This is a genomic window from Rhodococcus sp. 14-2483-1-2 (assembly GCF_002259405.1).
In the GTDB taxonomy this organism is placed as follows: Bacteria; Actinomycetota; Actinomycetes; order Mycobacteriales; family Mycobacteriaceae; genus Rhodococcoides.
Genome location: NZ_NPFW01000003.1, coordinates 92,913 through 105,260, shown reverse-complemented (window position 1 = coordinate 105,260; position 12,348 = coordinate 92,913). Strand labels below are relative to the sequence as shown.

General features: G+C 61.9%; 10 protein-coding genes. 7 read left to right on the top strand and 3 right to left on the bottom strand.

The window, feature by feature from the left end:
- The first annotated feature begins 108 nt into the window (after positions 1–108).
- The 4 genes from CH295_RS02380 to CH295_RS02365 are packed head-to-tail and all read left to right on the top strand — an operon-like array spanning position 109 to position 5,514.
- A complete protein-coding gene (locus tag CH295_RS02380; protein WP_094739677.1) occupies positions 109–1,335 on the top strand; it encodes an acetyl-CoA C-acetyltransferase in 1,227 nt (408 codons plus the stop codon).
- 8 nt (positions 1,336–1,343) lie between these two features.
- A complete protein-coding gene (locus tag CH295_RS02375) occupies positions 1,344–3,545 on the top strand; it encodes a 3-hydroxyacyl-CoA dehydrogenase NAD-binding domain-containing protein (RefSeq protein ID WP_094739676.1) in 2,202 nt (733 codons plus the stop codon).
- Positions 3,542–4,690, top strand: a complete 1,149-nt coding sequence (locus CH295_RS02370) for an acyl-CoA dehydrogenase family protein (protein ID WP_094739712.1) — start codon at positions 3,542–3,544, stop codon at positions 4,688–4,690. The genes CH295_RS02375 and CH295_RS02370 overlap by 4 nt, the downstream gene beginning before the upstream one ends.
- 17 nt (positions 4,691–4,707) lie before the next feature.
- On the top strand, positions 4,708–5,514 hold the full coding sequence (locus tag CH295_RS02365) for an SDR family NAD(P)-dependent oxidoreductase (RefSeq protein WP_353955437.1): 807 nt from the start codon (positions 4,708–4,710) through the stop codon (positions 5,512–5,514).
- A 92-nt stretch (positions 5,515–5,606) separates the two neighbouring features.
- Here the strand turns inward: CH295_RS02365 and CH295_RS02360 are convergent, their stop codons facing one another.
- Complete coding sequence (locus tag CH295_RS02360) at positions 5,607–7,415, bottom strand: ATP-binding protein (protein WP_094739675.1); 1,809 nt, start codon at positions 7,413–7,415, stop codon at positions 5,607–5,609.
- Between the two features lie 73 nt (positions 7,416–7,488).
- Between CH295_RS02360 and CH295_RS02355 the strand changes: the two genes are divergently transcribed.
- The 3 genes from CH295_RS02355 to CH295_RS02345 are packed head-to-tail and all read left to right on the top strand — an operon-like array spanning position 7,489 to position 10,676.
- The gene (locus CH295_RS02355) at positions 7,489–9,051 is read left to right on the top strand and encodes an acyl-CoA carboxylase subunit beta (protein ID WP_170945715.1); all 1,563 of its coding nucleotides are present in this window, start codon (positions 7,489–7,491) and stop codon (positions 9,049–9,051) included.
- Positions 9,048–9,857: an enoyl-CoA hydratase/isomerase family protein gene (locus tag CH295_RS02350; protein WP_141216931.1), complete on the top strand. Its 810-nt coding sequence runs from the start codon at positions 9,048–9,050 to the stop codon at positions 9,855–9,857. The genes CH295_RS02355 and CH295_RS02350 overlap by 4 nt, the downstream gene beginning before the upstream one ends.
- 3 nt (positions 9,858–9,860) lie before the next feature.
- A complete protein-coding gene (locus CH295_RS02345) occupies positions 9,861–10,676 on the top strand; it encodes an ester cyclase (protein ID WP_094739672.1) in 816 nt (271 codons plus the stop codon).
- A 36-nt stretch (positions 10,677–10,712) separates the two neighbouring features.
- On the opposite strand, the gene CH295_RS02340 is transcribed toward CH295_RS02345, so the two are convergent.
- Complete coding sequence (locus CH295_RS02340) at positions 10,713–11,474, bottom strand: MBL fold metallo-hydrolase (RefSeq protein ID WP_141216930.1); 762 nt, start codon at positions 11,472–11,474, stop codon at positions 10,713–10,715.
- Positions 11,475–11,616: 142 nt separating this feature from the next.
- Positions 11,617–12,282 (bottom strand): TetR/AcrR family transcriptional regulator, encoded by a 666-nt coding sequence (locus CH295_RS02335; protein ID WP_094739670.1) that lies wholly within the window; start codon positions 12,280–12,282, stop codon positions 11,617–11,619.
- Positions 12,283–12,348: the final 66 nt, after the last annotated feature.

Genomic DNA, 12,348 nt, shown 5'->3' with positions numbered 1-12,348 from the left:
GGCATGCACCTATCGGGTGTTTGGTAGATTGCGGGAACGCACCCTGTGAGGCTCGCGAAAACACCAAGTGGGCGTCGACCGCGTCCGAAGCATGGAGGAGACAGAAACATGGGACCCACTCGGGTAGGCGCAGACGTCTACATATACGACGCCATCAGGACCCCCCGCGGAAAAGGCAAACCAGGTGGGAGTCTCCATGGAGTCAAGCCTGTCTCGTTGGTGACGGGATTGATCGATGAAATTCGCGCTCGCAATCTCGGGCTCGACCCGAGTCGAATCGACGATCTTGTCTTGGGCTGCGTTGCCCCTATCGACGATCAAGGTGCCGACATCGCACGGGTCGCCGCACTGGCTGCAGGACTTCCCGAAACAGTAGCGGGCATGCAGCTCAACAGATTTTGTGCGTCCGGACTCGAAGCGGTGAACACCGCGGCTCAAAAGGTCGCGTCGGGATGGGAAACGCTCATGCTCGCGGGCGGCGTGGAGAGCATGTCTCGCGTGCCGATGGGCAGTGACGGCGGTGCATGGGCAAACGACCCCGAGACCAGCTACAGAACCGATTTCGTGCCGCAGGGAATCGGTGCAGACCTCATCGCGACAATCGAAGGTTTCAGTCGCCGAGACGTCGACGAATACGCCGCGAGCTCGCAGGAGCGCGCAGCCAAGGCATGGGAGGGCGGGCATTATTCCAATTCCGTCGTACCGGTATTGGACCGCAATGGTGTGACCATCCTCGACACCGACGAGCACATGCGACCGCAGACCACAGCGGAGTCGCTGTCTCGGCTCGGCGCGTCCTTCGACGGTCTCGGAAAGTCCGGTTTCGACGCTGTCGCCCTGGAGAAATATCACTGGGTCGAGCGAATCGAACACGTTCATCATGCCGGTAACTCGTCTGGCATCGTCGACGGTGCATCGCTGCTGCTCATTGGTAACGAACGCGTCGGAAACGACCTCGGACTGACCCCCCGCGCACGGATCCTTGCCGCCGCGACCACAGGTTCCGAGCCCACGATCATGCTGACCGGACCGACACCTGCGAGCCGCAAAGCTCTGGCGGCCGCCGACCTGACAGTCGACGACATCGATTTGTTCGAACTCAACGAGGCATTTGCCGCAGTCGTCCTGAAGTTCATGAAGGACCTCGACCTACCGGCGGAGAAAGTGAACGTCAACGGCGGCGCAATCGCTATGGGGCACCCACTCGGAGCCACCGGAGGAATGCTGGTCGCCACGATGCTCGACGAACTGGAGCGCCGCGACGCCGAACGCGCGTTGATCACGCTGTGTGTCGGGGCAGGTATGGGAACAGCCACCATCATCGAGCGAGTCTGAGGACTGAAATGACCACCACACATACCGACGAGCGTTCGACCATCACGTTCGAACAGGACACCGACGGCATCGTCACACTGACTCTCGATGACCCTGAGCAGTCGGTCAACACGATGAACGATGCCTATCGTAGATCGATGGCGCAAGCGCTGGTGCGGCTGAGGTCCAGCGCAACCCCGGTGACGGGCATCGTCCTCACCTCGGCGAAAAAGACGTTCTTCGCCGGTGGCGATCTCAACGACCTCTTCGCAGCGACGACCGAGGACGCGCCGTCCGTGACCGCATTCGCCACCGACATCAAGGACGTCCTCCGCGATCTCGAAACTTTCGGGGTACCGGTCGTGGCCGCGCTCAACGGGGCGGCCCTGGGAGGCGGACTCGAAATCGCACTCGCGTGCCACCATCGAATCGCGCTGGCAGGCAAGCATTCCAGGTTCGGGTTACCCGAGGTCACGCTCGGACTGCTCCCAGGCGGGGGAGGAGTCGTGCGAACTGTACGTCTGCTCGGTGTCCGACGAGCACTCGATTCCGTTCTTCTCGGCGGCAGGACTTTCTCGGCCGAGCAAGCGCTCGATGTCGGCCTCGTGGACGAGGTGTTGAACGAACCCGACCAACTGATCAGCCGTGCGAAAGCATGGATCATCGCCAATCCGGGTTCTGTCGCACGGTGGGACGAACCGACGTACGTGATGCCTGGGGGCAGCATTGCGCTGGGCAGTCCTGCGACGGGAGATCTCTCGGATTCGCTTGCGGGCTTGATGCCCTCGTTGCGCAAACAGTTCAAGGGCGGGCCGATGCCGGCCTCGCGCAACATACTCTGCGCTGCAGTGGAGGGCGCTCAGGTCGACTTCGAGACGGCTGCGAAGATCGAGACACGCTATTTCGTCGAACTGGTCTGTGGCCAGATCTCGAAGAACATGATTCAGGCCTTCTTCTTCGACACGCAGGGGATCAAGAGCGGGCAAGGGCGTCCAACAGGATTCCGACGCCGAGACGTCCGCAAGGTGGTGGTCCTCGGTGCCGGAATGATGGGTGCCGGTATCGCGTACTCGTGCGCTCGATCCGGGATGGATACCGTCCTCAAGGACGTCACCGAAGAGGCTGCCGAAAAGGGCAAGAACTATGCACAGACCCTGTGCGACAACGCGGTTGCAAAGGCCGCAATGAGTCGAACGGACGCCGACGCACTTCTGGCGCGAATTGTGACGACCGCTGGTCCTGCCGCGGCAGAGGGCGCTGATCTTGTCATCGAGGCCGTGTTCGAGGACCCCGAGTTGAAAAAACGTGTGTTGGCGGAAGTCGAGCCCTTTCTTGCTCACGACGCCGTCATCTCGTCCAACACCTCGACCATTCCCATAACCGACCTCGCCACCGGAACGACTCGACCGGCCGACTTCATCGGTCTGCACTTCTTCTCCCCGGTGGAGAAGATGGAACTGGTGGAGATAATTGCCGGTGCACGAACCTCCGATGCCACCCTGGCTCGGGCCTACGATGTCGTTCAGCAACTGGGTCAGACCCCGATTGTCGTCAACGACAATCGCGGTTTCTACACCAGTAGGGTGATCCTCAACAGGCTGCTCGAAGCCGCGTCGATGCTCGGCGACGGCGTCGAACCTGCATCGATCGAACGCGCGTCCACTCTGGCCGGCTATCCGGTGGGAACCCTGGCTCTACTCGACGAACTCACATTGGCCTTGCCTCGCAAGATCCGGGGCCAGTTCAAAGAAGCCGTGGAATCGAACGGTGGTGTCTATGAGCGTCACCCGGGAGAAGATGTGCTCGAATACATGGTCGTCGAGAACAACCGCCCAGGCCGAAGCGCCGGGGCCGGGTTCTACGAGTACGAGGGCGGTACACGCGCGGGATTCTGGGCCGGGTTGGCGGCGCTGGGCACCAACGATGCTCCCGTGGACTTTCTGCTCGGCGATCTTGCAGATCGACTGCTGTTCTCCGAAGTCTTGGACACTGTTCGGTGCTTCGACGAGAACGTCCTCAGATCCGCAGCGGACGCGAATATCGGATCGATCTACGGAATCGGGTTCCCAGCATGGACCGGGGGGACGGTCCAATTCATCGTGGGTTACAACGGAGGCGTAGCCGGCTTCGTCGAACGTGCGCGTGATCTGGCCGCCAAGTACGGGCAGCGTTTCGATCCGCCGGCCTCATTGGTCGACAGCGTCGAAACCCGTCGGATGGTGTGGGCATGAAGCGGGATCTCTACACCCCTGACCACGAGGCGTTTCGCAGTAGTTTCCGAACTTTCCTGACACACAGGGCGCTACCGTTCACCGAAGAATGGGAAACCGTCGGCGTCGTCGGACGAGACTTCATCACCGAGGCAGGTCGACAGGGCTACCTGGGTTTCGAAGTTCCCGAAGAGTTCGGTGGTCTCGGAATCCGCGACTTCCGCTACAACACGGTGATGGCCGAGGAACTGGTGGATACCGGTGCCGCGGGAGACACCTTCACCATGCACAACGACATCCTGACGCCCTACTTGTTGGAACAAACCGACGACGAGCAGAAGAAGCGATGGTTGCCGGGCTTCACCAACGGTGAAGCAGTGTGGGCTCTTGCCATGACCGAACCCGGAGCGGGGTCCGACCTCGCCGCCATTCGTACGACGGCGCGAGTCGACGGTGACGAGCTGGTTCTGGACGGATCGAAGATCTTCATCACCAACGGCAGTTCGTGCGACTTCGTCATCGTGTTGGCGCGCAGCGACCTAGCGGGCGGTGGAGACCGGGAAACCTCTCTGATCGTGGTCGAACAGGGCACACACGGATTCGAACGAGGAAAACCATTGCACAAGATCGGCCGTCGGGCGCAGGACACCGCCGAGTTGTTCTTCGGCGAATGCCGTGTCCCGCGATCCAACGTCATCGGCATCCCGGGTCGTGGCTTCGCCTCAGCCATGAAGAATTTACCTCGCGAGCGGCTGTCTATGGCGGTGTTGGCTGCAGCGTCGGCCGAAAAGGCACTCGCGCTCGCACTCGACCACACGCGAGAGCGTCAAGCATTCGGCGGGTCTTTGGCCGCGCTGCAATCGGTCCGAATGACGTTGGCAGAGATGCACACCGAGATTCGGGTGGCTCGATCCTACGTAGATCGATGCGTTGTCGCGCTCGATGCAGGCGAGCTGACGCCGGATGAAGCTGCGGGCGCAAAATACTGGACTACCGACCTGCAATGTTCGGTGATCGACCGGTGCTTGCAACTGTTCGGCGGTTACGGGTACATGGAGGAATATCCGATCGCGAAGATGTGGCGCGATGCGAGAGTGCAACGAATCTACGGCGGAGCCAACGAGGTCATGAAGGAAATCGTCGGCCGCGCGCTCGTCGACCGGTGAACAGCGAAGACGGGGCCATGATGACCGAAATACTAACTGATTCAACATTTTCGAGCGCACGTTTGGCGGGACGGGTAGCGCTCGTGACGGGGTCTTCACGCGGGGTGGGGCGCGGCATTGCGCTTCGCCTGGCCGCGGAAGGAGCGGCGGTGGCCGTCAACTATCGTACGGGCTCAGCTGCTGCGGACGAAGTTGTCGATGAAATCGTCTGCGCCGGCGGTACAGCGGCCGCATACGGAGCCTCGATATCCGACGACATCGCCGTCGCCGACATGTGCACGGAGATTGCCGCCGAGCTGGGTGTAGTGGACTTGCTCGTCAGCAACGCCGGAACCGCCAGTAGGGGCAAAACCGTACTGTCAACGCAGATGCCGGAATTCCAGTCCCTGTTCGACGTGCACGTGCTCGGACCGATCGATCTCATTCGACGGCTGCTACCAGGCATGCGTGCGGCGGAACGGGGCGACATCATCGTGGTGTCTTCGGCGTTCACCGATGCAGCGCCGGCTCGATGTGCCCCCTACACGATGGCCAAGGCTGCAATAGAGGCAGCAGCTCGAACCATCGCCAAGGAAGAACGTCTGCACGGAATTCGGGTCAACATTGTCGCCCCTGGCCTGGTCGCAACGGACATGGGCGAACGCTTGGTGTCGGCCGGCGGTGACACGCTGGAGAACCTGGCCGACACGTACCCGTTCGGCCGGGTGTGTGTGCCTGCCGACGTCGCGGCCGCGGTGGCGTATCTGGCTTCGGGCGACGGTAGTTATGTCACCGGGCAGCGATTGCTGATCGACGGCGGAGGGCCGGAGCAATCCATGCTCTGAACCCCGCTCGGGGGAATCGATGTAGGGCACAGCCGCTTGCTCTCCGTTCTCGAGAGCAAGCGACTGTGTCCGGTGATCCCGAGTCGGAGGAGTCAGACGGATGCGGTGTCGACCACAGGCTCGAGGGTGATGATCTGCTGGCGACCGATGACACTGTCTCCCAGTTCGACCAAGACTGCGTGGACCGTTCCGCCGTAGGGCGCAACCACGGGCATCTGCATCTTCATTGCTTCCACGACGGCGAGGGCCTGGCCCTTGACCACCTGCGCACCGGATTCGACGTTGACTGCCACAACCACGCCGTCCATAGGTGAGGACGGCTGTGCGGAACCGGTGTCACCAGCGTTGTTGCCGTTTCCGTTGCTCCTGCTGGACGAACTTCGTTCGGCAGCCCGTGCGGTGTCGGCCCCCTTGCCTTTGCCTACTCCGAAGATCGTGACCCGTACCGTCCCGCCCGCGGCGTCGATGTCGACGAGCCTCGACGTCGCTGCAGATGATGACATGGGATTGCCCTCTGAGATGGAGGTATTCGTATGGGCGGGACGAGTGTTCTCGCTCGCTTGCCACTGCTCGTCGACCGAGGTCGTCGTGTGCTCGGCAACGACGAAGCTGCGCTCGGACAGTATCCCCGCGCAGTAGGGGGCGGTTGTCGTGAAGCCGTCGATGCGTAATTCTCCGAGCGCGGCGATCAGTCTGCGGCGGGCTGTATTTCGATCGTTTCCCCACGCCAGAAGTTTCCCGAACATCGAGTCGTATTCTCTGGCAACGGAATCGCCCTGGCCTATACCGAGGTCGGCTCGCAGCCACGGTCCGCCGGGAACACGCAGAACTTCGGCCGTACCGGGGGTCGGCACGAAGTGATTCCACGGATCCTCTGCCGACAGGCGGACTTCGATCGCATGTCCGGACAGCACGATGTCGTCCTGGACGAACGGTAGGTTTTCACCGTTCGCGATCGCCAAACGTGTTGCCACGAGATCGATTCCGGTGACCATCTCCGTGACGCCGTGCTCGACCTGGAGCCGGGTGTTCATCTCGAGAAAGTAGATGTTCTCGGTAGCGGGTTCGTAGAGAAACTCGACGGTACCTGTGCTGACGTAACCGACCTCACGGGCCAGTCGGACCGATGCGTCGGTCAGTGCTCGGCGGGTCTCGTCGGAGAGGTGGGGTGCCGGAGCCTCTTCGATCAGCTTCTGGTGCCGACGCTGTACCGAGCAATCGCGATCTCCCAGATGCACGATGTTGCCGTGGTTATCGCCTACTACCTGCACTTCTACATGTCGTGCGCCGCGGACGTGCCGCTCGATGAAGACTTCGGGACGACCGAACGACGCCTGCGATTCCGACGAGGCCGCTTGGAGTGCGGCGTCGAGTTCTTGCGCATCGCTGACAATGCGCATTCCCCTGCCCCCACCACCGAACGAGCTCTTGATGATGACGGGGTAGCCGATCCGGACGGCGATGTCGTGCGCGTCTTCGAGTGAGTTCACCGTGCCGTCACTGCCGGGCACCGTTGGAACATTCGATTTCCGAGCTGCGTTGCGGGCGGCGACCTTGTCGCCCATTCGGGCGATGACGCGGGCCGACGGCCCGATGAACGTGAGGCCGGCAGATGTTACGGCCTCCGCGAACGCGGCATTCTCGCTGAGCAGGCCGTATCCGGGGTCGACGGCGTCGGCCCCGGAATCCAATGCCGCCCCGACCACGGCCTCGACGTCGAGGTAGGACTGGCCGACGGCAGCCGGCCCGACGCGTCGGGCCGTGTCGGCAAGTCTGACGTGGAGGGCTTCGAAATCTGCGTCGCTGTACACCGCGACGGTACGAATGCCCAGCTCACGGTAAGCGCGGATCAACCTCACCGCTATCTCTCCGCGGTTTGCAATCAAAATCGAATCGATCATCGGGGCTCCTTTAATCTACCGGTCGTATGGTAGTTTACAGGAAATGCTGGATTTGTTCGCGAAGGGGAGTGGCATGGGAACGACCGAGCCGACCATGAAGGACCGTGTCGACGAGCTGACACGGCGCAGACACGAGTCACTTCAGATGGGTGGGCCGGAATCGCTAAAAAAGCACACCGACTCGGGTCGTCTACCCGTACGTGAGCGTATCGACCTCATCCTCGACGCCGGCTCGTTCCTCGAAACCGGTGGACTCGGCTTGCCGGAGCGACGCATACACAAGCCCGTCCCCGGTGACAGTGTCGTGACCGGATTCGGCAAGCTCGACGGTCGCACGGTCGGGGTCATCGGAATCGACGCCAGTCTGCTCGCGGGAACTACTGCACCGACCAGTATGCGCAAGCAGGGCCATGTCATCGAGCAGGCGCAGCGTCTGGGGTACCCGTTGGTGTTGCTCTGCGACGCGGACGGTGGACGTATGCCAGACGTGATGGGCTGGCGCTTCAGTGGGTTGCCCTTGGACTTCAAGACTTTCCTCGGCCCGCGGCCGGAGGAACCGCCGGTGCCGCGCGCTGCCGCGGTACTGGGTCCCTCGTACGGCGACTCCGCCCTGCACGCTGCCACTGCACATTTCGTCGTCATGATGCAATCCGGTTCCATTGCGCTCTCCGGTCCGTCGGTCGTCGATGCGGCTATCGGCGAGTTCGTCACCGACGAGGAGCTCGGTGGCCCTGACGCCGCACAGGAAGCACGCAACGTACACATGGTCGTATCGACGGAGTCCGACGCGATGGACGCCATCGCTGCGTTTCTGTCGTACCTTCCGTCGAGCGCGGCTTCGCCGGCTCCGGTCGCTCCGGCCGTCGAACCGGCGGTCGATCCGTCGGAACTGCTCGATATCGTTCCGGCCAGCAGTCGATCTGCATACGACATGAACGATGTGGTCGATGCCATTGTCGACGACGGCTCGAAGTTTCCCTGGGGCAGCGGTTTCGGTGGAAGTCTCCTCACCTTTCTGGCGCGCATCGAAGGCCAACCCGTCGGCGTTATCGCCAACCAGCCGCTCATTCGAGCCGGCGCACTCGATCCAGCGTCGTTGTCCAAGGAAGAACAGTTCATAGATCTGTGCGACACGTTCAACGTTCCGCTCGTCTTCTTGCATGATGTGCCCGGTTTGATGATCGGAACTCAGGCCGAGAAGGGCGGAATCCTCCATGCCTACGAGAAGACTGTTTCGCGCATCGCATCCGCGCGCGTACCCAAAATAGGGGTGGTTCTGCGAAAAGCGTACGGTGGTGGCCACTTTGCCATGGGGGGCCGGCCGACCCATCCGGATTTCCTGTTCGCGTGGCCGACGGCCGAGATGGGATTCATGGCACCGGAGGCCGGTATTCGCACGGTGCACAGACGCAGGATGGAAAAAGTGCTGGCAGAGGAGGGCCCAGCGGCGCGCGATGCGCTGGTGGCGGAACTGACCGAGGAATGGCGTGCCGAGTCCGAACCTTGGGAAGCGGCAGCCCACCTTTCGTTGGACGACGTGATCGACCCGTCGCGCACGCGCGAGGTCATTGCGCGTGCACTCGATCTCGCATGGGGTAGCAGAGCTGTGCGCGTGGTGGGTAAGTGGGATCGATGACGGACCGCCACGAGGTAGCACGTGCACTGACGACGAAGTTCGATCACTTTTCGGTCGAGTTCGTCGAACGCGTTGCCGTGCTGCGCATCGATCGGCCGGACAAGCTCAATGCCATAGCACCCGTCTTCTGGAGTCAGTTGCGCGGATTGATCGGAGAATTCGAGCAGGACGAAGAAGTACGGGCAGTCGTTATCACCGGCGCTGGCGACGTAGCGTTCTCCGCGGGTGGCGACCTGGCCGCATTCGGTGAGGACGCTGGAATTCGTGAACGCCGCGACTACATGATCGACGCAATGAAAGGGTTTGCAGCAGTTGAGAATGCGTCGCTACCGATCATCGCCGCGGTGAACGGGTGGGCTCTCGGTGGCGGTTGCGAACTGACGATGGCATGTGATTTCGTCATTGCATCCGAGACCGCCCAGTTCGGCATGCCCGAAGCGGGCGTGGGATTGGTGCCAGGTTTCGGCATCCTGCGGGCCCCGTCGATCATCGGTCGGCAATGGACCAAGTACATGGTGTTCGCCAACGTGCGTATCGATGCGGGTCAGGCGTTCACTCTCGGTATGGTCCAGAAGGTCGTGCCGCAGGAGGAATTGCTGACTTCGGCACTCGACATTGCAGCCAGAGTCACCGAGCAGGCACCTCTGGCTTTGTCCGTGGGCAAGGAGGTGATCGGGCGAGGCGTCGACAGTGGCGAATTCAGCCATGCAGTCGATGCGTTGACCGTGTTGTTCTCGACGCACGATCTGGTCGAGGGTGTCACTGCGTTTGCCGAACGCAGAGCGCCTCGATTCGAAGGAAGGTAGGCCATGGAGCCGTTCGTTGCTCTCATGCGCAGGTACTGCATCGATTACACCAACAGGCAGGACACGACTGTGTGTGCTGAGATAATGGACCCCGAGTACACCTTGCACATGGGCGGTCATCATCTCGTCGGTCGAGATTCTGCGTACATACCGGCGGCCAGGAAGCAGTTCGAGCAATTTCCTGGCTTGGGGCTGACCGTCAACGAGCTGATCTGCTCGGGTGACCGGGTGGCCATGCGATTCACCGAACATGGTGCATCCCTGCGCCATTGCGGAGCAGTTGCATCGTGGGGCGGGATCGGGCTGTACAAATGGGACGGCGCGCGGTTGGTTGCCAATTTCGTGGAGCAGGACTACCTCGCGCGTAGGCGTCAGCTCGCCGGAGAGAGCTCGCCGGATCCGGTAGCCGCGCCTGCGGTAGCGCCCTGGGACGTGCTCGCGACCCCGTCCGATGCCGATGCTGTTTCATGCGTCCGGCGGTGGGTCGACTCAGGCGGGATCACCACAACCGCTGGGGTCACAGTCGATGATTCGGCTGTGACAGAACGGATCTCGACACCGCTCGATGTGATCTCGACCGAGATCGATGACATTTTTTCGGCCGGGCGAGCCGTTGGATTCCACGGCGTTCAGCGTGGACGGCCCGTCGACACACCACTCGCTGTCCGCGGAACCGAGGGATGCACGGCCGAGATGCACGTAGTCGGTCTCGTCCACGTGCAAGATGGCACAGTGATCGCCGGACACGTGGTCAGAGACCGGCTCGGGCTCTCGAAGAGCTTGGCCGTTGCCGCAGGCCGGCAGCCGGCTGCGCTGTAATTCTGCAGAAACGTTGAATGCCTGCAGCGGTGGCGGTCATGCCAGTTCGTAGAGATCACCGTCGGCCTTTAGAGCTTGACCTCGATCGACCAGATCGTCGAGATGCAGTTGGCACATCCGAGCCTCCATTTCGTCGGCGAAACCGGGTCGTCTGCCAGGGCGGTAGATCACGCCATGACCCACGAGGTTTGCTGCGCTCCGAGGGCCTTTGCCGAGGAGATCGATCACTCGGTCCGCTCGTTGATCGAGTACCGCGATGTAGTCGGCCAGCGCAGCAAGGAATTCCGAGCGCACGGTGTAGGGCCCCTTGTGGTGGAACGTCAGGTAAACCCGCGCCTCGATGGCAGCGCACCTGGCCAACGACGCTCGGGTGTCCTTCAGGCTGGAGGAACGGTCGCCGTAGAACGGCCCGAACGACGACAGGTCGACATCGGCGAGGTATAAGACGTCGTCCGGCTCGACCAGGAATCCGCAGTGTCCCGGCGTGTGCCCTGGAAGTGGAATCACCCGGATCCGTGTGCGCGCTCCGACATCGAACACGGCGTCGCTGCCGAATGCTGTGGCGTGCGGAAGCGGGCTCCAGTGAAAGTCCGATTGCAGCGCGCTCTCCCACTCGCCTGGATCGAGGCCCACGTGTTTCATGTAGCCGGCCCAGGATTGCACTGCGGGTAGATCGAGTTCGTGAACAGCGATGTCTGCTGCAGCTGTGCTGGCCGACACCACGTGATCTTCGTGGTAATGACTGAGCAGGAGCAGATCTGCTGTTGGGCGGGTCGCACCGAGGCTGGCGTCGAGCAAGACTATATCGGACCCGTCGTGGACCGATATGGAGGCACCATACGGGTAGTTGCGGCCCGATTCTCCGTACTGGTAGTCGATGTGCGGTCCAAGCGCGATCGGCGTTATCAAATGCAGCCCGTCTTTTGCTCGATGTCTCGGATCAGGTCTGCGGCGCGGGTCGACCGGACGCAGCGTGTGCCGTGATTCCGCCGATTGCGATGTCTGCCAGTCCCGCACCGATTTCCGTAGGGGTCATCTGTCCTCCCGGTTGATACCACCGGTAGACCCAGTTGGTCGAACCGAGGATCGACAGAGCCGCCAGGCGTGGGTCGACGTCGCTACGCACGAGGCCTTCCGCCTGTGCTTGCTCGATGAGGCCGCGGAACACACCCTGATATGCGTGGTCGGTGCCCAATGCTTCCCGTCGCCGTTGCGGGGGCAGCGTGTCCAGTTCGTGTAGGAATACCGCCGTCGCAACCAGATTTCTGCAAGTGTGTTCGACGTGGCCGGCGATGACGTTTCGCAGACGTGTCAGCGGGTCACCTGCTTCCGCCGACCGTGCCCGGATCACGGCCATGCCGTCCTCGTACACGGTTTTCACTACCTCGAAGAGCAGGTCCTCTTTGGATTCGATGTAGTAGTAGATGCTGCCCTTGAGCATGCCGAGGCGGGTGGCGATGTCTTGCAGCGATGTGCCGTCGTAGCCCTTTTCGTAGAACAGGTCCGTAGCGACCTGCAGGAGCTCTGCCCACCGTTCTTCCCGCGGTTTGCGCTCGGTGCGCTCGGCTGTGGGATTACGTGGTCCTCTACCTGCAGGTTTCGGCATCTCTCCCCGTCCCGAAGTGGATGAAGTAGACAGCTTACCGTTTGGTAGACGGCCCGACGCACGTGG

What these genes read in the sequence shown, in the direction of transcription:
- CH295_RS02380 (WP_094739677.1), top strand. Translation starts at nt 109, where the DNA reads ATGGGACCCACTCGGGTAGGCGCAGACGTCTACATATACGACGCCATC.
- CH295_RS02375 (WP_094739676.1), top strand. Translation starts at nt 1,344, where the DNA reads ATGACCACCACACATACCGACGAGCGTTCGACCATCACGTTCGAACAG.
- CH295_RS02370 (WP_094739712.1), top strand. Translation starts at nt 3,542, where the DNA reads ATGAAGCGGGATCTCTACACCCCTGACCACGAGGCGTTTCGCAGTAGT.
- CH295_RS02365 (WP_353955437.1), top strand. Translation starts at nt 4,708, where the DNA reads ATGATGACCGAAATACTAACTGATTCAACATTTTCGAGCGCACGTTTG.
- CH295_RS02360 (WP_094739675.1), bottom strand. Translation starts at nt 7,415, where the DNA reads ATGATCGATTCGATTTTGATTGCAAACCGCGGAGAGATAGCGGTGAGG.
- CH295_RS02355 (WP_170945715.1), top strand. Translation starts at nt 7,489, where the DNA reads ATGGGAACGACCGAGCCGACCATGAAGGACCGTGTCGACGAGCTGACA.
- CH295_RS02350 (WP_141216931.1), top strand. Translation starts at nt 9,048, where the DNA reads ATGACGGACCGCCACGAGGTAGCACGTGCACTGACGACGAAGTTCGAT.
- CH295_RS02345 (WP_094739672.1), top strand. Translation starts at nt 9,861, where the DNA reads ATGGAGCCGTTCGTTGCTCTCATGCGCAGGTACTGCATCGATTACACC.
- CH295_RS02335 (WP_094739670.1), bottom strand. Translation starts at nt 12,282, where the DNA reads ATGCCGAAACCTGCAGGTAGAGGACCACGTAATCCCACAGCCGAGCGC.